This window comes from Cupriavidus sp. MEYA8 (assembly GCF_059278825.1).
In genome coordinates, this window is record NZ_CM181222.1 from 1,456,782 (window position 1) to 1,474,711 (window position 17,930).

General features: G+C 68.1%; 17 protein-coding genes. 5 read left to right on the forward strand and 12 right to left on the reverse strand.

The genetic code is table 11. The features are described from left to right. Positions 1–55: 55 nt before the first annotated feature. Together AC5WJ1_RS23815 and AC5WJ1_RS23820 are read left to right on the forward strand one after the other, a co-directional pair. The gene (locus AC5WJ1_RS23815; protein ID WP_133095853.1) at positions 56–298 is read left to right on the forward strand and encodes an antitoxin; all 243 of its coding nucleotides are present in this window, start codon (positions 56–58) and stop codon (positions 296–298) included. Then, positions 298–699 (forward strand): type II toxin-antitoxin system VapC family toxin, encoded by a 402-nt coding sequence (locus AC5WJ1_RS23820; protein ID WP_135703148.1) that lies wholly within the window; start codon positions 298–300, stop codon positions 697–699. Before AC5WJ1_RS23815 ends, AC5WJ1_RS23820 begins: the two co-directional genes overlap by 1 nt. A gap of 17 nt (positions 700–716) precedes the next feature. Here AC5WJ1_RS23820 and AC5WJ1_RS23825 read toward each other — a convergent pair whose 3' ends face one another. Then, on the reverse strand, positions 717–3,356 hold the full coding sequence (locus tag AC5WJ1_RS23825) for a penicillin-binding protein 1A (RefSeq protein WP_133095851.1): 2,640 nt from the start codon (positions 3,354–3,356) through the stop codon (positions 717–719). 318 nt (positions 3,357–3,674) lie between these two features. Here AC5WJ1_RS23825 and AC5WJ1_RS23830 point away from each other — a divergent pair, with 318 nt between their 5' ends. Further along, the gene (locus tag AC5WJ1_RS23830; RefSeq protein WP_135703147.1) at positions 3,675–4,745 is read left to right on the forward strand and encodes a porin; all 1,071 of its coding nucleotides are present in this window, start codon (positions 3,675–3,677) and stop codon (positions 4,743–4,745) included. Between the two features lie 136 nt (positions 4,746–4,881). Here AC5WJ1_RS23830 and AC5WJ1_RS23835 read toward each other — a convergent pair whose 3' ends face one another. Next, complete coding sequence (locus AC5WJ1_RS23835; protein WP_135703146.1) at positions 4,882–5,367, reverse strand: DM13 domain-containing protein; 486 nt, start codon at positions 5,365–5,367, stop codon at positions 4,882–4,884. A 139-nt stretch (positions 5,368–5,506) separates the two neighbouring features. On the opposite strand from AC5WJ1_RS23835, the gene AC5WJ1_RS23840 reads away from it, so the two are divergent. Together AC5WJ1_RS23840 and AC5WJ1_RS23845 are read left to right on the forward strand one after the other, a co-directional pair. Then, the gene (locus AC5WJ1_RS23840) at positions 5,507–5,740 is read left to right on the forward strand and encodes a CDP-diacylglycerol pyrophosphatase (protein WP_195429955.1); all 234 of its coding nucleotides are present in this window, start codon (positions 5,507–5,509) and stop codon (positions 5,738–5,740) included. Continuing rightward, positions 5,728–6,537, forward strand: coding sequence for a CDP-diacylglycerol diphosphatase (locus AC5WJ1_RS23845; RefSeq protein WP_133095849.1), 810 nt, complete (start codon positions 5,728–5,730; stop codon positions 6,535–6,537). The genes AC5WJ1_RS23840 and AC5WJ1_RS23845 overlap by 13 nt, the downstream gene beginning before the upstream one ends. Positions 6,538–6,558: 21 nt before the next feature. On the opposite strand, the gene AC5WJ1_RS23850 is transcribed toward AC5WJ1_RS23845, so the two are convergent. From AC5WJ1_RS23850 to AC5WJ1_RS23895, 10 genes are all read right to left on the reverse strand, one after another. Next, complete coding sequence (locus AC5WJ1_RS23850; protein ID WP_135703145.1) at positions 6,559–8,133, reverse strand: TAXI family TRAP transporter solute-binding subunit; 1,575 nt, start codon at positions 8,131–8,133, stop codon at positions 6,559–6,561. Position 8,134: 1 nt separating this feature from the next. After that, positions 8,135–9,325: a sodium/glutamate symporter gene (gltS, locus tag AC5WJ1_RS23855; protein WP_494476595.1), complete on the reverse strand. Its 1,191-nt coding sequence runs from the start codon at positions 9,323–9,325 to the stop codon at positions 8,135–8,137. Positions 9,326–9,595: 270 nt separating this feature from the next. Then, a complete protein-coding gene (locus tag AC5WJ1_RS23860; RefSeq protein ID WP_135703144.1) occupies positions 9,596–10,762 on the reverse strand; it encodes an ABC transporter permease in 1,167 nt (388 codons plus the stop codon). Between the two features lie 11 nt (positions 10,763–10,773). After that, on the reverse strand, positions 10,774–11,928 hold the full coding sequence (locus AC5WJ1_RS23865) for an ABC transporter permease (protein ID WP_133095845.1): 1,155 nt from the start codon (positions 11,926–11,928) through the stop codon (positions 10,774–10,776). 6 nt (positions 11,929–11,934) lie between these two features. Further along, positions 11,935–12,627: an ABC transporter ATP-binding protein gene (locus AC5WJ1_RS23870; protein ID WP_133095844.1), complete on the reverse strand. Its 693-nt coding sequence runs from the start codon at positions 12,625–12,627 to the stop codon at positions 11,935–11,937. Positions 12,628–12,650: 23 nt separating this feature from the next. Continuing rightward, positions 12,651–13,868: an efflux RND transporter periplasmic adaptor subunit gene (locus AC5WJ1_RS23875; RefSeq protein WP_133095843.1), complete on the reverse strand. Its 1,218-nt coding sequence runs from the start codon at positions 13,866–13,868 to the stop codon at positions 12,651–12,653. 188 nt (positions 13,869–14,056) lie between these two features. Then, positions 14,057–14,401: an ArsR/SmtB family transcription factor gene (locus AC5WJ1_RS23880; protein WP_434034433.1), complete on the reverse strand. Its 345-nt coding sequence runs from the start codon at positions 14,399–14,401 to the stop codon at positions 14,057–14,059. Next, complete coding sequence (locus AC5WJ1_RS23885) at positions 14,385–14,846, reverse strand: SRPBCC family protein (RefSeq protein WP_133095841.1); 462 nt, start codon at positions 14,844–14,846, stop codon at positions 14,385–14,387. The genes AC5WJ1_RS23880 and AC5WJ1_RS23885 overlap by 17 nt, the downstream gene beginning before the upstream one ends. Before the next feature lie 95 nt (positions 14,847–14,941). Continuing rightward, positions 14,942–15,895, reverse strand: coding sequence for a PDR/VanB family oxidoreductase (locus AC5WJ1_RS23890; RefSeq protein ID WP_133095840.1), 954 nt, complete (start codon positions 15,893–15,895; stop codon positions 14,942–14,944). Positions 15,896–15,969: 74 nt separating this feature from the next. Next, positions 15,970–17,589, reverse strand: a complete 1,620-nt coding sequence (locus AC5WJ1_RS23895; RefSeq protein WP_494476976.1) for a trimethylamine N-oxide permease — start codon at positions 17,587–17,589, stop codon at positions 15,970–15,972. Between the last annotated feature and the right edge of the window lie 341 nt (positions 17,590–17,930).

Sequence of the window (17,930 nt, forward strand, 5' to 3'; positions counted from 1 at the left end):
TCATTGCAGTACCCCGGCATTTGGCATATGCTTTGGCATATGCGAAGGAGGTTCGATGACGACAACCGACGAAATCCGCCATGTCAGGCTGTTCCGCAACGGTCGCAACCAGGCAATCCGCATCCCGCGCGAGTTCGAGCTGCCCGGGGACGAGGCCATTCTTCGCCGCGAAGGCAACCACCTCATCATTGAGCCGGTCGCGGCCACGCCGTTGCGGGCGCTGCTGTCGCAATGGGAGCCGATCGACGACGATTGGCCGACGATCGACGACTTGCCAGCCGAGGACGTCAATCTCTGATGGCCTTGTTCCTGCTCGACACCAATATCATTTCCGACGCCATTCGCAATACTCGTGGGGCTTGCGCGGCCCGGATCGAAGCGACCGACCCCGATAGTCTCTGCACATCGATCATCGTCGCGGCCGAATTGCGCTTCGGCGCAGCAAAGAATGGCTCATCGGCGCTCAGCCAGCGTGTCGGCCAGGCACTGGCCGGCCTGCGCGTCCTGCCCCTCGGCGGTGACGCGGATCACTGCTACGGCGAGTTGCGTGCAGCACTGGAGCGCAAGGGCACAGTCATCGGAGCCAATGACATGCTGATTGCCGCGCATGCGCTCTCGCTTGGGGCTGTTTTGGTCACCGACAACATGGGTGAATTTTCCCGCGTGAACGGACTGCGCTGCGAGAACTGGATGGCGTAAGCCCGCCAGTGCCTGCTTTAGCCGGGCGCGACGCTGCTCTGGTTATTGCTTTCCGGCGTCACCGGTGCCGGCGGTATTGGCGCTGCGGGTACGGGCGCAGCCGGCGCCGGCCGCCCGGCCGGATACGCAGGCGCCGCAGGCGCATTGGAGCCTGCTGGATCGGGCGGCGGGGCAGGCGGCGTCGCGGGCGTGACCGGTGCCTGCGATGCCGCTGGTGCCTGCGCTGGACTTGCCTCAAAACCCGGCGGCACCGCCATCACTGTTTCCCCCTGATCCAGCGCCAGGCTGGACTCTTCCCCGCCACTGCCCCCACCGCTCCCCGGCGCTGAGGCCGACGCCATCGGCGTGCTCGCCGGCGGCGCCACATCCGCCTCGGGCGCCGGCAGCGCCGGACGGCGCGGTGCCGGGCGCGGCGCGGTGGCGTCGTTGGCCTTGTCGCGGCTGAACAACTGGGCCCACCAGCCGCGCACCTGGTTGCCGAGCGAGGCGAACACATGGGTTTCCTCGTACTCGGCAAAGCGAGCGCTACCGTCGATGATGCGGCCGCGCAGGGCGCGCTGGTAGAAGTCGCCGACCATCGGCAGCGCGCTGTGCGCGCCCTGGCCCCAGTAGTCGCTGCGCAGCGTGACGCGGCTGTCGTTGAAGCCGACCCAGGCGCCGGCGACCAGCTCCGGGTGCATCATGATGAACCAGCCGTCGGCGTTGTCCTGCGTGGTGCCGGTCTTGCCGGCCACGTCGGCGCGGATGCCGAAGCGCGAGCGGATGCCGGCGCCGGTGCCGCGGTCGATCACGTCGCGCATCACGTCGAGCAGGGTCTGCGTGGTGGCGTGGGGCAGGGCGTGCTCGGCGCGCGCCGGGCGGAATACCTGCAGCACATTGCCGTTGCGGTCTTCGATCCGCGTGACCATGGTCGGCGCGATGTAGTTGCCGGCGTTGGCGATGGTGCCGTAGGCGGCCACCATCTCCTTGAGCGTGACCGGGCTGGTGCCCAGCGCCAGCGACGGCACCTCGTCGAGCCGGCTTTCGCGCACGCCCATCTCGCGCGCCAGCCGCGCCACGCGCGCCGGGCCGACCTGCTGCATCAGCTGCGCGGTGATGGTGTTGCGCGAGTAGACCAGGCCGTCGCGCAGGCTCATCGCGCGCCCGGTGGGGCGGCCCTCGTCGGACGGGCGCCAGATCTCGCCGCCGGCCAGCTCGATCTCGACCGGCTGGTCCATCAGCGTGTCGTCGGGCGACTTGCCTTCCTCGAACGCCGCGCCGTAGACGAAGGGCTTGAAGGTCGAGCCCGGCTGGCGGCGCGCCTGCTGCACATGGTCGAAGGCGTCCTGCGTGTAGTCGCGGCTGCCGACCCAGGCGCGGATCTCGCCGTTGCGCGGATCGATGGCGAGGAAGCCCGCCTGGATCCGCGTCTTCTGCTGGTGCAGCGCGCGCATGAAGGCGCCATTGGCCAGCAGCTGCTTCATCGCGTCTTCGGACGGCGTGCCGGCGGCGGTGGCGGCACGGTATTCCGGCGACTCGCGCACGAAGGCCTGCACCAGCGCGCGGTCCGCGGCCCAGCCCGCGCGCGGCGCCCAGGCCGCGTTGGCGATCGCCTGCAGGCGGTTGCCTTGCTGCGCCACCGCCTGCGTGGCCATGGCCTGCAGGCGCGCGTCGATGGTGGTGCGCACCACCAGGCCGTCGGCGTAGATGTCGTAGCCGTTGCGGTCGGCCCAGCCGATCAGCCACTTGCGCAGCTGCTGCGCGAAATGCGGCGCGGGGCCGGGCGGCTCGGTCTGGCGCTCGAAGTCGATACGCAGCGGACGGCGTTTGAGCTGCTCATAGCGGGCCGCGTCGAGCTTGCCGCGCTTGACCATCTGCCCCAGCACGATATTGCGCCGGTCCAGCGCGCGCTCGGGGTTCAGCACCGGGTTGTAGTAGCTGTTGCCCTTGAGCATGCCGATCAGCGTGGCGCTCTGCAGCACATCGAGCGAGCGCGCCGGCTTGTCGAAGTACGTGCGCGCGGCCATCTCGATGCCGAACGCGTTGTACAGGAACGGCACCGTGTTCAGGTAGGTCTCGAGGATTTCGTCCTTGGTGTACAGGGCCTCGATCTTGAACGCGGTGATCGCTTCCTTGAGCTTGCGCGTCAGCGTGGGCGCGCGGCCGATCTCGTCGGGATAGAGGTTGCGCGCCAGCTGCTGAGTGATGGTCGAGCCGCCCTGGCGGTCGCCCGAGAAGGTATGCACCGCGGCCGAGGCAAGGCGGCGCCAGTCGAGCCCGTGGTGCTCATAGAAGCGGTGGTCTTCGGTCGAGATCAGCGCCGCCACCACGTTGGGAGAGATCTGCTTGAGCGGCACCCAGTCGCGGTTGGCCCACTTGAAGAGCGCCAGCTCCTTGCCGTCGGCCGAAAGCACCTGCGCCGGCTGCTCGGACTTGGCCTTGCGGATGTCGCTGATGCCCGGCGTGAACGGCACCAGCACCAGCACGTACAGCAGCAAGGCTGCCGGCACCGCGGCCATGCCCACCAGCACGCCACGTCGCGTGGGGCGCAGCGAGCCGGGCCGGGTCAGGCCCAGGCGCGCGCTGCGCGCGCACAGGCCGGAAAGGCGTTGCTGGATCGAGGCGGGGAGCGGAGCCTGCAGCGAGGCTAGCCGGGTCTTGATCTCTGCCAGCTTCATGACGCGAAGCTGTCGAGGCAAGGGCACATGGCGGCAAGGAGCACTGGCATTACCGTCGTCGGAAAAGCCTGCATCCTACCAAAACGATCCCGTCGGTTGCAGGGAAAACCCCCATGCGAGTGCTATTCGGCACTTTGTGCTGCGTACTACTCGTCACAACGCTTTCATATTGCGCCAGCACAATGCGCCGGCCGCACTTGTGCGGACGTGCGCCGCCGCCGGGTCCTGCGCGGCCAGCCAGCTCAGGCCAGGATGGCCGACCGGTCCCGGTCGGTCCGGCGCGGTGTCATGGAATCACCATAAAACAGAGAAATCACAGTGAAGAAAGCTCTCCTTGCAATGGCGGCAGCAGTGGCCGCTACCGCGGTATCCGGGGTGGCCTCGGCCCAGTCCGCATCGAACATAACGCTGTACGGCATCGCCGATGCCGGCCTCGAAGTCATCAGCCACGTGCCCGGCACCAACGGTGCCCAGGGCACGGCCACCCGCCTGAACTCGGGCAACCTGTCCGGCTCGCGCTGGGGCGTGCGCGGCACCGAAGACCTGGGCGACGGCCTGAAGGGTATCTTCGTGCTGGAAAGCGGTTTCGATATCGATACCGGCACCTCAGGCCAGGGCAACCGCCTGTTCGGCCGCCAGGCCTACGTGGGCCTGCAGGGCGGCTTCGGCGCCGTCACGCTGGGCCGCCAGCAGAACGCGCTGTACGACCTGTTCGGCGCCTTCGACCCGATGGGCGTGGGCCCGCGCTACTCGCTCAACAGCGTCGACTCGGCCTTCAACGGCCGCGCCGACAACACCATCAAGTACACCGGCAAGTTCGGCGGCCTGACCGCCACCGGCTTCTACAGCTTCGGCCGCGACAACAACGGCGAAGTGCCGGGCGAACCCAAGGTCGCGCGCAACTTCGGCGGCGGGCTGACATATGCCGCCGGCGGCTTCTCGGTCGGTGCCGCCTACGACCAGTACCAGGGCGCCACCGTGGCGCTGCAGGACCGCAGCGCCAAGCGCGCCGCGGTGGGCACCGCCTATGCCTTCGGCGACGCCAAGGTGTTCGCCGGCTACCGCTGGCTGAAGGACGATGGCGTCTCCAGCGCCACCGCCGCCGCGACCCGCAGCAACGTCTACTGGGCTGGCGCGCAGTACCGCTTCACGCCCGCCTTCCTGGTGACCGGCGCCGCCTACTACAACGACACCCGCAGCAGCGATGCCGATCCGTGGATGTTCGTGCTGTCGGCGGACTATTCGCTGTCCAAGCGCACCGACGTGTACCTGAACGTGGGCTACGCCAAGAACAAGAACGGCTCGGCCCTGGGCCTGAATGGCGTGGGCACCGTGGTCGCGGGCGAGAACCAGACCGGCGCCACCATCGGCATGCGTCACCGCTTCTGATCACCGCCGCCTGATGCCCGCCCGCGATGGCGCTGCGGCGCCGCGCACGGGCGGGCGCGTGATGTTCATATCGACACCTTGCCTGTGCGGGGTTCGTTGGGCCGGTTCCTCGATCGGCCTTTTTTTCTTGCGCGGCCTACCGGTAGGCCGCGGCACTGATGAATTGCCCGAACCGCTCGCACCAGATCACTACCGCACGGTGCTGGCCGGGATCGACGCCATCCGGCAACGCGACGGTGAAATTGCCGAAGGTCTTCAACGGCGCAACCTGCACCGCGCGGTCCTTGATCGCAAGGAAAGCGGCCTTGGTGTCGACGAACTCCGGCACCAGGTAGATCCGGTAGTCCGGTCCCGGCGCCACGCTGCCTTCGAAGGCAATGGCGCGGTCCGACACATGCAGCCGTCCGCTGGCCCAGTGGAATGCGTCACTGCCGGCCAGGTCCTTGCGGAAGGCGCCGGAAAAGGCCGCCTGCCGCGACACCTCCTGTAACTGCCCGATACTCGCCCCCGCCTGCTCGGTCAGGATCGGCAGCACATAGATCCCGGCCGCGAAGCCGGCCGCCAGCATGGCGAGATGCGTCAGCGCGAGGATTGCGATCTTGCGAGGTGACTTGATCGTCATGTCTGGCTCCGGTTTCCGGCGAGGGGACATCGGTTGGTCGTGGCCGGTGCGGCTTCCTGACAGCAAGTTACAGCCGCAGTCATCAAAGCAACACAGGAATGTGGTTATGATTTGGCGTCCTCATGACGAGAAGCTGCCTATGACACGCCACGTCACGATCCGTACCATCCGTACGGGCGCGCTGCAGACGGCCCGCTACCAGGCCCAGGTCTACCCGACCACCGACGCCGAAGCCCTGCCGCTGCTGGCCACACCCTGGAGCGAACGCGAGGCCGAGGTCTTCCGCGACGCCCAGTTCTGGGCCCAGCGCCACGCCTATATCGTGTCCAACCCGCGGGTAGGGACGTACTACGGCATTCCATGCCGGCGCTGACCCCGGCACGCCGGCGCGGCGCGCTGGCGTTGGCGGCGGCAATGATGCTGGCGGGCTGCACCGCCGAGAACGTGGTCGGCGTCCTGTCCGGCGGGCGCGATGGCCTGTGGCGCAACGTGCAGCAGCGCTGCCTGGCGCCGCCGCAGCCGCAGCATGCCGATTGCGCCAGCGTCGACCGAGCCCGCGGGCTGGTGCTGTACAAGGACGCGATCGGCGTGTCGCACTACCTGGTGATCCCGGCACGGACAGTGACGGGCGTGGAGGATCGCAAGGCGTGGGACGGCACCGGTGCCAACGCCTGGGCCTTCGGCTGGGACGAGCGCGGCATGGTCGGGCAGGCGCTGGGCAAGCCCGTGCCGGACGACATGCTGGGGCTGGCGGTCAATTCCCGCACCTCGCGCAGCCAGGACCAGCTCCATATCCATCTCGATTGCATCAGCGCCGCGGCGCGCGCCTTCGTCAATGGCGCGAGCGGGCCGATCGGCACCGAGTGGACTTCGCTGCGGTTCGACGGTAAGCCGGTGCGGGCCAGGTTTATCCCGGCTGCCACGCCGGTCCTGTCGGCCGACCCGTTCGCGCTGGTCGGGGGCAGGGCTGACGATCCCGGCGCCAGCGCCGCCGCGGTGCCGCCGCCCGACCGGGGCATATTCCTGACCTATGGCCAGGACCGGCAGGGCCGCCCTGGCTTCTTCCTGGTGGACCAGCCGGTCCACGCGGCGGGTGGCAGCAATGGCCATGCGAGCGATTTTCTCGACCGGCGCTGCCGGCTGGCGGCGGAGTTGCCGGCGGCAGGGTAGCGCGAGCGGCGGCTTCCGGGGTTAGCGGGCGGCCGGCCTGGATGCGGTGGCAGCCGGTGCCGACGCGGGTGCCGGTGCCTGAGTGGCCGGTCCTCCGGACCGCTGCGCTGGCGTGCCCGCCGCCAGGCCGTCCAGCACCTTTGCTGCCGCCAGGTGCTGCGGAATCACCAGCCCTTCGCGCGCCGTGGCCACGTTGATCTGCCCGCCCTGGGCGCTGCCGCGCGCGACGAAGTCGCGGCCATGCCGGTACACCAGCCGCGTCAGGTCGGCCACCTCGGTATCCGACAGGTCGGGTCCGGTCACCAGGATCGCCGCGGTGGCGACGGTGCGCACCGGCTCGCGCAGGCCGGGGTACGTGCCGGGTGCGATGCTGGCGCGGAAATACCCCGCCTTCTGCCCGACCATCGCCGCGATAGCGCGCTCGTCCAGTGGCAGCAGTCGCAACGGCAGTTCGCTCAGCGCATCGCGGATGCTGTCGGACGGCACGCCGATCACCTGCATCACGGCATCCACCTGGTTCTGGCGCAGTGCCACCAGCGCCGCGCCCAGGCCCACTTCCTCGGCCTTGAAATCCTTCTCGGCCAGCCCGTGTGCGGCCAGCACGCGCAGCACCGTGCCGCGCGAGGCCGAGCCGCTTTCGCCCACCGCAATGCGCTTGCCGCGCAGGTCGGACACCGAGCGTGCCGGATCGCCGTCGCGCACGAGCACGTGCACCGGTTCCGGGTACAGGCTGCCGACGGCGCGCAGCGACGCGTGCGGCCCGTCTTCGGCAAAGGCGCCCTTGCCCTCGTAGGCATCGAGCGCGGCATCGCCCTGCGCCATGGCCGCCGAGACCTTGCCGGCGCGCAGCAGGCGCAGGTTCTCTTCGCCGCCGCGAGTGACCAGCGCGATGGCGCGCACACGCGCGCCGTCCACCAGCGCGCGCACGAAGCGCAGGTACTGGCCATGCTCGGCGCCGGCGGCAATGGCGTAGCCCTCGTCCACGCGTGCCAGCCGGGCGCGGATATTGGCGTGCGCGGTGGTCAGTTCCTGCTCGATCACCGCGCGCTGCGCCGGCGAGGCGTCCTTCTGCACCGCCTCGATCACCTTGCGCATCGCATCCAGGATCGCTGCCGGGCCGGTGGGCGCGTTGGTGGCCACGGCCGGCGCCTCGGCGGGGCGATAGCCGGCGGGCTGCACGCTGACCCAGCGCTCGCCGTCGCGCCGGTACAGCGCGGTGCCGTGCGCGCGCAGCACGTCGCCCGCCTTGTTGCCGCCGCTGGTGACCCCGGTGATCCCGCGCGGCCCCGCGCCCAGCGCCGAGATCAGCCCGGCCACGCCGGGCGAATCCCACGCGCCGAAGTCGTAGTCGCGCAGCAGCTTCAGTTCCGCATCGAAGTACACCACGCGCCGGGTTTCGCCGGCCGGTGCCTTGGTATCGGACTGCGAGCCGCGCCGGTCGACGTCGACCAGCTGCACGGTGCCCGGCGGCAGCGCCTGCGCCAGGCGCTCGTTGAGATTGGCGCGGATGCCGTCGGCGTTCGGGCCGCCGCCGCAGCCGCCCAGCCACAGGCTGGCCAGCAGCGCAAAGAGGAAGGCAAGGCAGGCGCGGCGCATGTCAGCCTCCGATCAGCGGCAAGGCCAGCAACATGGTCAGCACGAACGCGTTCATCAGGTCGACAAAGAACGCGCCGGCCAGCGGCGTGATCAGGTAGCTGGTGGGCGCCGGCCCGTAGCGCGCGGTGATCGCGCGCATGTTGGCCATGGCGGTCGCCGTGGAACCCATGTTGAAGCCGATGAACGCGGCCGAGGTGACCGCCGCCTCGTAGTCGCCGCCCATGAAGCGGAAGCAGACGAACACCACGTAGAGGATGATGAACACGACCTGCATCGCGATGATCAGCAGGAACGGGCCGGCCGACAGCGCCACCTCGGCCAGGTCCAGCGCCATCATGGTCATCACCAGGAACAGCGACAGGCAGACGTTGGTGATCAGGTCGGTGGCGCGGTCGTCGAAGCGCAGGCCGATGAATGGCAGCAGGTTGCGGATCGCGATGCCGAGCATCATGCACCACAGGAAGCCGGGGATGGTGATCGGGCCCGCCGGCATCTGCGCCGCGATCCAGCGCCCGCCGATCACGGCGGCCAGCATGCCGGCCAGCGCGGCGAGCGCGCCGACCGTGGTGATCGGCGACGCGGCGGCGGCTTCCTCCTCGGTGTCGCCGACCTCGCGCGCGGTCGAGCGCAGCTTGCAGCGCGAGATCAGGTACTGCGCCACGGGACCGCCGATGATGCCGCCGACGACCAGGCCGATGGTCGCCACCGTCATCGACAGGTCCATCACCGCCTGCAGGTTGTTGACCTCGGCGAAGCGCTCGGCATAGGCGGCCCCGGTGCCATGGCCGCCCACCAGCGTGATGGAGCCGCTCACCAGCCCGAAGATCGGGTGCAGGTCGAGTGTCCTGGCCATGGCCACGCCGACGGCGTTCTGCACCACGATATAGGGCAGCAGGATGATCAGGAAGATCACCAGCGCCCTGCCGCCCCGCTTGAGCATGCGCAGGTCGGCGCCAAGGCCGACGCCGCCGAAGAACATCAGCAGCAGCACCGGCTTCATGCCGGGATCGATGACCACGCGGAAATTCGCCGCCGCCGCTGCCACCGACGCGACGATGGCGAACAGCAGCCCGCCGGTGACGGGGTCGGGGATGTTGTAGCGCGACAGGATGCCGACGCTGCGGTTGACCAGGGTGCCGATCAGCAGCACCACCACGGCAGTCAGCAATGAAGCCAGCAGGTCGAGATTCATCGGGGGCGTCCTGGCGGTAAGTCCTGCGGTGGGGCGCCGCTGGCCGTGCCGGTGCGCACTGGCCGCCAGCGAGGCCTGGCGAGTAGCATGCATCACTACGGGTTGTAGACGGACAGTGGGGAGAAGGCAAGGAAAGGATCGGGGCTCTTGGAGACCTGTAGCGAAGCCAACGGCGTTGGGTGCACCCAAGCCGCCCGAGCCGGGCTAAGCAAGGTGTTCTCCCTCTCCCCTCATTGGGAGAGGGGAGCAAACCGGCAGCGAGCGAGCCGCTCAACGCGCCCGCAGCGCATCCACGATATTCATCCTCGCCGCCCGCACCGCCGGCAGGAAGCCGCCCACCAGCCCCATTGCCATCGCGAACCCGAGCGTCTGCAGCGCAATGCCAGGCGTCAGGATGAAGCGGAACGACAGATCGGCAAACGTCTGGAAATTGGTCGTCGAGAACGACGCGAATTGCATCAGCGCCGCAAACGCCAGCCCGGCCACGCCACCCACCAGTCCGAGCAACGCCGCCTCGATCAGGAAAGCCACCAGCACGTTGGCACGCTTGAATCCCAGCGCGCGCAGCGTGCCGATCTCGGCCACGCGGTTGGCCACCGACGCGTACATGGTGATCATGGCGCCGATCATTGCCGCAATCGAAAAAATCGTGGACAGCGTAAAGCCCAGGATATTGATAAATTTGGACAGCGCCCTGGACTGGTCGCTATAGAAGACCTGCTCGCGCTTGGCCTCGTCGGCAAGGCGTGGATCCACGTCGATATCGGCGCGGAAGCGCTCGAACAGCGTGGGGTTGGCCAGCCGCACCACCATCGACGAATACGCATTGCGCCGGAACGACTGCATCAGCTGGTCGACATCGCCCCAGATCTCCGAGTCGAAACCGCTGCCGCCGGCGTCGAAGTGGCCCACCACAGTCCACTCGCGCTGGGCGAAGCGCAGGTGTTCGCCGATCTGCACGCCGGCAAAGCCGTCGGCAATGCTGCTGCCGACAATGATTTCAGCCGAGCCCGGACGGAACATGCGCCCCGCCACGAGCCTGACCTGCGGACGCAGGTCCATGCCCAGCGGCGAGATGCCGCGGATCACCACGTTGGAGGGCTGCCCGGTGCTGGACTTGGTCAGCGAGATCAGCACCACGGCCTCGCGCGAGGCCATCGGCTGGCCGGCGCCGGTCATGGCCACCGCCGGGTGCATTTCCATGATGCCGGCCTGGCCGCGCTCGACGGCGCTCTGGATTTCGGTCTCGGCGCCTTTGCGGATCACTACCACGTTGTCGCGCTCGCCGGTGGTGACCAGCGTCTTCTTCAGGCCGGCATCCAGCATCAGCATGGTGGCGAAGACAAAGACCACCAAAGCCAGCCCGCCCGCGGTCAGCGCGGTGGTCAGCCGCCGGGCCCACAGGTTGCGCGCGATATAGGTGAGCGGGATCGCCATGGTCGAACGCGTCAGCCGATTGCCCGCAGGCCTTCGACGATGCGCACCCGCGCGGCCTGTACCGCGGGCACGATGCCGGCGGCGATGCCGACCGCCAGCGCGCACGCGGCCTGCGCGCGCATCGTTTCCTGCGACACTGTAAACACCGGGAATACGCCGCCCACCGCCTGCTTGAACGCCGCCGCCATCGGCGGCGTAGCCAGCATGCCGAGCGCGCCGCCCGCCACGCAGATCGCCAGCGACTCGCCGAACACCAGCAGCGCCAGGAATCCTGGTCCGAAGCCCAGCGCCTTGAGCGTGGCGTATTCCGCGGTGCGCTCGCGCGCACTCATCGCCATCGCATTGGCCATCACCGCCATGATGATCACGATCACCACGTAGGAGACCACGCGGATCGCCGCGATGATCTGGTTCGACATGGCGACGAAGCCGAGCTGGAACGCCTGCTCGGTCTCGGTCAGCGTCTCGGCCAGCGAGTTGCGGAACACGGCATCGACATTGCGCGAGATCGCCGCGGTGTTGTCGGGATTGTCGACGCCCAGCACATAGACCCCGACCTGGTCGGCCTGCCGCGGCGACTTCTTGCGGATGGTCTCGTTCAGGTATTCCCAGTGGAACACCATCTGCTTCGTGATGATGCTTTCGTCGCGGCCGTCCATGATGCCGCGCACCACGAACTCCCAGGTGCCGGGGTAGATGGTGCCCTTGATCGGGATCACGTCGCCGATCCTGAAGCCGAACTGGTCGGCCAGCTGGCGGCCGACCAGCGCCCCTTTGCGGTCGCGCTGGTATTCGGCACGCTGCTGTTCGGGAACGATGAATTCCGGGTAGAGATCGAGATAGTTGTCCGACACTGCGAACTGCGCGAAGAAATTCTTGCGGTCGCGATAGACGCCGCCGAACCAGTTGGAGCGCGCCACCGCGGTCACGCCGTCGACGCCGCGGATGCGGCCCTCGTAGCTGAGCGGCAGCGGGAACACCAGCGAGATCGCATTGCGCGTCACCAGCCGCGCGCTGGACGCGGCCGACGCGCCGGCGTACCACGCATCGATCACGGTCTGCAGCAGCCCGAACGCCAGCACCGCGATCACCAGCCCCAGCACGGTCAGCGCGGTGCGCAGCTTGTGCCGCAGTGCGTTGCGAGTGATCAGCTTGAGCGCGTACATGACGGATCAGGCCACCTCGCCGCGGATCAGCTCGCCCTTATCGAGGTGCACCAGCGAGCCCGCCGCGGCCGCGGCATGGGCATCGTGCGTGACCATGATGATGGTCTTGCCGAGTTCCGCGTTCAGGCGCTGCATCATCGCCAGGATTTCCGCGGCAGAGGTGCGGTCGAGGTCTCCGGTGGGCTCGTCGGCGACGATCAGCGACGGGTCGGTGATCAGCGCCCGCGCGATCGCCACGCGCTGCTGCTGCCCGCCCGACAGCTCGGACGGGTAGTGGCTCATGCGGTCGGCCAGGTTGACCATGTCCAGCACCAGCTCCACGCGCGCGCGCCGTTCCGCGCGCGGCAGGCTGGTCAGCATCAGCGGCAGCTCCACGTTCTCGAATGCGGTCAGCACCGGCATCAGGTTGTAGAACTGGAAGATAAAGCCGACGTTGGCCGCGCGCCAGTCCGCCAGCGCGGCCTCGGGCAGCTGCGTGATATCGAGCCCGCCCACCTGCAGCGTGCCGCTGTCGGGGCGGTCGATGCCGGCGATCAGGTTCAGCAGCGTGCTCTTGCCGGAGCCGGACGGGCCCATCAGCGCGACGAAGTCGCCCTCGCCGATATCGAGCGAGATATCGGTCAGCACGGGCACGGTCTGCATGCCGCGCCGGTAGGACTTGGCGACGTGGCTGATGCGGACCAGCGGCGCGGTGCTCATGCGCTCACCCTCATGTGGTTACTTCAAGGCTTGGCCGGCGTGACGCGGTCGCCGTCGCCGAGTTTGTCGCCGGGGGACAGCACCAGCACGTCGCCGGTCTTGACGCCCTGTACCGCGACCAGCTCGCCGAGCTTGTCGCCGGTCTTGACCTGGGTCTCGTGCGCCTTGCCGTCCCGCACCACGTAGACCACCTGCCGGCCATCGCGCATGACCACCGCGGCGGGCTGCACCGCCACCATCGGCTGGCGGTCGCGCGCCGTGGCCGCGCGCGACAAAAAGGCGATCTTGGCGCTCATGTCCGGCAGCACGCGCGCGTCGCGGTCGACAAAGCGCACCTTGACCAGCACCGTGGCCTTGGAGCGGTCCACCGTCGGCACGATGCGCGACACCTGCCCGGCCAGGCGCACGCCCGGCAACGCATCGAGCAGCAATTCGCACGGCTGGCCGGCGCGGATCCTGGCGATATTGGATTCGGCGACGTCGGCCTCGACCTCCAGCGTCTCCATGTCGGCAATGGTCACGATCGCGCCCTTGGTGTCGGCGGCGGCCGAGAACGGCGTGATGTTGTCGCCGACGTTGGCATGCTTGACCAGTACCACGCCGTCGAACGGCGCGCGCACCACGGTCTGTTCCACCGCCACCTCGGCCGCGCGCGCATTGGCCTGCGCCGACGCGATCGACGCCTGCGAGCTGCTGACCGAGGCCCTGGCCTTGTTGTAGCGCGCAACATCGGCGTCGTACTGGGTGCGCGAGATCGCGTTCGGCCCGATCAGGATCTGCGAGCGGCGCAGGTTGACTTCTGCGTCCTTCAGCTCCGCCTGCTGCAGGGCCAGGTTGGCCTGTGCCACCTTGACCTGCGCCTGCGCCTGGGCGAAGGACGCGGACACGTCCTTGCTTTCCAGCCGCGCGATGACCTCGTCCTTCTTCACGCGCGAGCCTTCCAGCACGCCCAGCCATTCGAGCCGGCCCTGCGCCTTGGATGCGACCGCCGCCTTGCGCTGCGGCACGACATAGCCGGTGGCGTTGAGCAGCGTGAAATTCTGCGTGGGGTAGGCCGAGGTAACCGTTGTGGTCTGCACCGACTTCGGGCCGGCGAGCCTGACAGCGATGCCGAGCACGGCCAGCAGGATCAGCGCGATGACCGCATAGCGCAGCCATCTGCGCCGGGGGCGGACGCGGGCGCCGGTCGCGGCGGTGGCGCTGCGGTCGATTTTCAGCCTGGACAGGTCGTGGTCAGCCAATTGCGCGCTTCCTCCGGCAGGCCTGGCGCGGGCGCGGCCTGCGTTGCCGTGGTGGTGAGGCGGGGGGCTTCCCAGTATAGCGGGGTGCGCGGGGGATTACATGTTGCGGTGTCGTCTACAAATGTGTGCTCCCTCTCCCGCTTGCGGGGTAGGGGAGCAAACAGGTGACGTGCGGGACGTCGGTTTGGCTAGTGATTCGTCTCTACCGCCAGCTTCAGCTTGCCCAGCGCAAACTCCCACTGCCTTCCAATCGCCTCCAGCGAGTGCCGCGCCGCCTCGACCTGCCCGGGCTCGAACATCCACAGCCGCTCGCGCCCGGCCTTGCTGTCGCGCACCAGCCCGGCCTGCGACAACACCTGCAGGTGCTTGGTCACCGCCTGCCGCGTCATCGCGCTGCCGGCGGTCAGCTGCGCGATCGACATCGCGCCGCCCGCGCACAGCGCCGCCACCAGCCGCAGCCGGGTCTCGTCGCCCAGCGCGGCAAAGACCGCGGCCGACTGTTTCAGATCCAGCGCTTCAGGCGCCGGTGACATGCTTGCGGACATTGTTCATCTGTGCGTCCCAGCCGCCGCTGTTGAGGCGGAACGCTTCCATGCGTCGTTCGGGCGGGATCTGGTCGAAGCCAGACTCGACTACCGTCAGCATGGTGCCGCCGTCGACTTCGCGCAGGGTGAATTCCACCAGCGTGCTGGGTTCGCCGGAATAGTCGCGCCCGCGTTCCACCGGAGCGGGGTGCCAGCGCCAGGACAGCAGCCTTTCGGGCTCGATGCGTTCCACCTGCACATCGAATCTCAGGTACTCGTAGCCGGGGTGGGTGATGCTGCCGATGGCGCGCCGGCCGGGCGTGAAGGTGGCGCCGTCGAATTTGACGCCGAACCAGCTGCCGAAGGTATCGGCATCGGCCAGCGCGTGCCACACGCGCGCCACGGGGGCTTCTATCAGGATGCTGCGCTCGATGCGGTCGGTTTCTGAGGGCATGTCCGGTCTCCTGTTTCGGGGGTTGATATGCAACGGTGTGGTTGCATGTTAGGAGACCGGGGAGGGAGATGCAACCAAAATGTTGCGAATGGCGATCAGAGATCCAGTACCAGCCGCTGCCCCTTGCACCGCGACACGCACAGCATCATCGTCTTCTGCGCCGTCTTCTCCGCATCGGACAGGTACTGGTCACGATGGTCCGCTTCGCCCTCCAGGATCGCGGTTTCGCACGAGCCGCAGATACCCTCGCGGCACATGCAATCCACCTGGACGCCGGCTTTCTCGATCGCGCGCAGCAGCGATTCCTCTGCGCCCACCTGCAGCGTCAGCCCGCTCTTTTGCAGCACGGCCTCGAAGGCGCCACCGGTGGTGTCGACCTCGTTGCGGAACTGCTCGAAGTGGATACGGCCGGCATCCCAGCCGGCGGCGCGCGCGGCGTTGACCACGGCATCGTTCAGCGGGCCGGGGCCGCACACATAGACATGGGTATCGGCGGGCTGCGCGGCGAGCAGCGCGGCGATGTCGAGCATGGTGCCGGTATCGCTCTCGTACAGGTGCAACTGGCCCGGCTGCAGCGTGGCCGGCAGTACGTCGAGGAACGCCGCGGACTGCGCGTTGCGGAAGCAGTAGTGCAGCTCGAACGCGGCGTGGCGCGCCCGCAGCGCCTGGATATGCGTCATGAACGGCGTGATGCCGATGCCGCCGGCGATCAGCAGGTGGCGGCCGGCGCCATGGTCCAGGCCGAACAGGTTGCCCGGCGCGCCGATGTGCAGTTCATCACCCTCTTGCACCTGCTCATGCATGTAGCGCGAGCCGCCGCGCGAGGCTTCTTCCAGCCGCACTGCGATCTGGTAGTGGGCCGGGTTGTCCAGCGCGCTGGTCAGCGAGTAAGCGTTGCGCAGCCGGCCGCTGTCCATATGGACCACGACGTGGCTGCCGCTGGAGAAAGCGGGCAGCGCGCCGCCGTCGCAGGGTTGCAGGGTGAAGCGCTTGATGCCGGCGGCCAGCGGCTCGACGCGGCCGACGCGTACGCGGAGCGTGTCAGTCATGGCAATACCTCGGAATGCAGGGAATGTCGGGAAGAGAGAGGGCAGGCGAGCCAGGCGCCGCCTGCCTCGCCAGATCAGGAGATCACGGTCAGCCGCGCGGCGATCCACACCACCGCCGCGCCGGCGATCAGCGCCACGTAGGGTAGCTTGCCGGCACGCGCATGCGGCAGTTCCATGTCGCGGCGCATCGACTCGGGGAACTGGCCCTTGTCCTGGACATAGTGGCGGTAGACGAAGACCGGCACGATCAGCAGCGCGGCGATCAGGCCATTGCGCAGCGTGTTCTCGCCCTGGAAGTTGGCGCCGGCGCCGACAAAAGCCAGGTCGAAGAAGCCGCAGAACGCGCCCAGTGCCAGCAGCCAGTTCGTGCACTTGTACGGGCGGGCCCAGTCCGCGCGGTCCATGCGGTGGATCCAGCCGGCCTGCAGGTTCAGGAACACGAAGATCATGTAGCAGACATTGCTGATCGACAGCACCGCCATGTAGTTCGACATCAGCAGCAGGAACAGGTTGAACAGCAGGTCCGTCCACATCGCGCGCGTCGGGGAGCCGTGCTCGTTGACGTGCGAAAGGTAGCGCGGCAGCCAGCCGTCGAGCGAGGCCTGGTACAGCGTGCGCGACGAACCCATCATCGAGGTCATCACGATCAGCAGGATCGCCAGCACCAGCATCACCACGATCACGTTGAACACCACCGCGCCGCCGCCGACGAACTTGGCCATTGCCGCGCCCACGCCGGAGCCGTCGACGATGTCGGGCGCCAGCATGCCCTGCAGCCCGAGCGAGCCCTGGAAGGCGATCGGCACCGCGATGAACATGAACAGGCACAGCACGCCGGACCAGAAGATCGCCTTGAAGGTGTCCTTCTGCGGGTCCTTGAACTCGCGGGTGTAGCAGACCGCGGTCTCGAAGCCGAAGGTCGACCAGCAGGCCAGGAACATCGCGCCCATCGCCGTGCTGATGCCGGCCGCGTTCCAGCCGCCCAGCACCGCGGCGCCGGTGGCGTCATGCGTCAGCGGCAGCAGCGGCAGGAAGTTGGTCGAGGGCATGTCGCCGGTGAACAGCGGCACCAGCGCGATCACCACCAGCGGCGTCAGCGAAGCGATGCCCAGGATGCGCTGCGTGGTAGCCGCGGCCGAGGCGCCGCTGTGCTGCAGCTTGAAGGTGATCAGCAGGAATGCCGTCGCCAGCAGGAAGGTGGAGTTCACCCGCAGCGTCAGGCCTTTGCTGACGAAGCCCAGGTCGACCAGCGTCAGCTGCCACGTGTTGATGACCGAATCGGGCGGGAACAGCGCGCTCAGCATGTAGCCGGCGGCCAGGCTGGTGCCCAGCGCCAGCATCGGCGACCACGCCACCCAGTTGCACCACACCGAGACCGGCGCGACGAACTTGCTGTAGCGCACCCAGCCGAGCGCGCCGTACACCGAGGCGCCGCCCGACTTGTGCGGATACAGGCCCGAGATCTCGGCGTAGACGAAGCACTGCGCAAAGCCGATCAGGATGGCCAGGATCCAGATCACCCACGCCGGGTTGCCGATGGTGGCGGACACGCCGCCGATGGTGAAGAGCACGCCGGCGGGCACGCCGCTGGTGACCCAGAAGGCGTCCTTCCAGGTCAGGGTGCGCTGCAGTTCATGGGTTTGGGTTGGCTGGGTCTGTTGCTGCGCAGGGGCGAGCGGCGCCTGCGCGCCGATCGACAGCACGTCTTTTTGCGAATACACGAAATGTCTCCTTGCTTCCCGGTGCCGTTTGTCTGGAGCGCTAGCTCCGTCACGGTCTGCCGTCTGCGGTGGGTAGGTACTTGGGTACTGCCTGCCGGTCGTTACGACGGTCGGGAATCTGTGGCGGGAATTTTGGGGGCGTTTCTCATCCTTGTCTCCTGTTGTCATCCCGGGGTTGCCGCGATCCCCGAATGCAGGTCTCGCAACTTCCGGTGTCTTATCAATTCACCAAAAGTAAATTACAGCACTAATGGTGTTTCGAATGAGTATAGGAACGGCGCTGTGCCATGGCAACGGAAGTTTTGTATCGCGTT

Coding starts and splice junctions, on each gene's coding strand:
- AC5WJ1_RS23835 (WP_135703146.1), bottom strand. CDS start 5,367: ATGACGATCAAGTCACCTCGCAAGATCGCAATCCTCGCGCTGACGCAT.
- AC5WJ1_RS23860 (WP_135703144.1), bottom strand. CDS start 10,762: ATGGCGATCCCGCTCACCTATATCGCGCGCAACCTGTGGGCCCGGCGG.
- AC5WJ1_RS23880 (WP_434034433.1), bottom strand. CDS start 14,401: ATGTCACCGGCGCCTGAAGCGCTGGATCTGAAACAGTCGGCCGCGGTC.
- AC5WJ1_RS23840 (WP_195429955.1), top strand. CDS start 5,507: ATGACACGCCACGTCACGATCCGTACCATCCGTACGGGCGCGCTGCAG.
- AC5WJ1_RS23820 (WP_135703148.1), top strand. CDS start 298: ATGGCCTTGTTCCTGCTCGACACCAATATCATTTCCGACGCCATTCGC.
- AC5WJ1_RS23870 (WP_133095844.1), bottom strand. CDS start 12,627: ATGAGCACCGCGCCGCTGGTCCGCATCAGCCACGTCGCCAAGTCCTAC.
- AC5WJ1_RS23885 (WP_133095841.1), bottom strand. CDS start 14,846: ATGCCCTCAGAAACCGACCGCATCGAGCGCAGCATCCTGATAGAAGCC.
- AC5WJ1_RS23815 (WP_133095853.1), top strand. CDS start 56: ATGACGACAACCGACGAAATCCGCCATGTCAGGCTGTTCCGCAACGGT.
- gltS (WP_494476595.1), bottom strand. CDS start 9,325: ATGAATCTCGACCTGCTGGCTTCATTGCTGACTGCCGTGGTGGTGCTG.
- AC5WJ1_RS23890 (WP_133095840.1), bottom strand. CDS start 15,895: ATGACTGACACGCTCCGCGTACGCGTCGGCCGCGTCGAGCCGCTGGCC.
- AC5WJ1_RS23850 (WP_135703145.1), bottom strand. CDS start 8,133: ATGCGCCGCGCCTGCCTTGCCTTCCTCTTTGCGCTGCTGGCCAGCCTG.
- AC5WJ1_RS23845 (WP_133095849.1), top strand. CDS start 5,728: ATGCCGGCGCTGACCCCGGCACGCCGGCGCGGCGCGCTGGCGTTGGCG.
- AC5WJ1_RS23865 (WP_133095845.1), bottom strand. CDS start 11,928: ATGTACGCGCTCAAGCTGATCACTCGCAACGCACTGCGGCACAAGCTG.
- AC5WJ1_RS23825 (WP_133095851.1), bottom strand. CDS start 3,356: ATGAAGCTGGCAGAGATCAAGACCCGGCTAGCCTCGCTGCAGGCTCCG.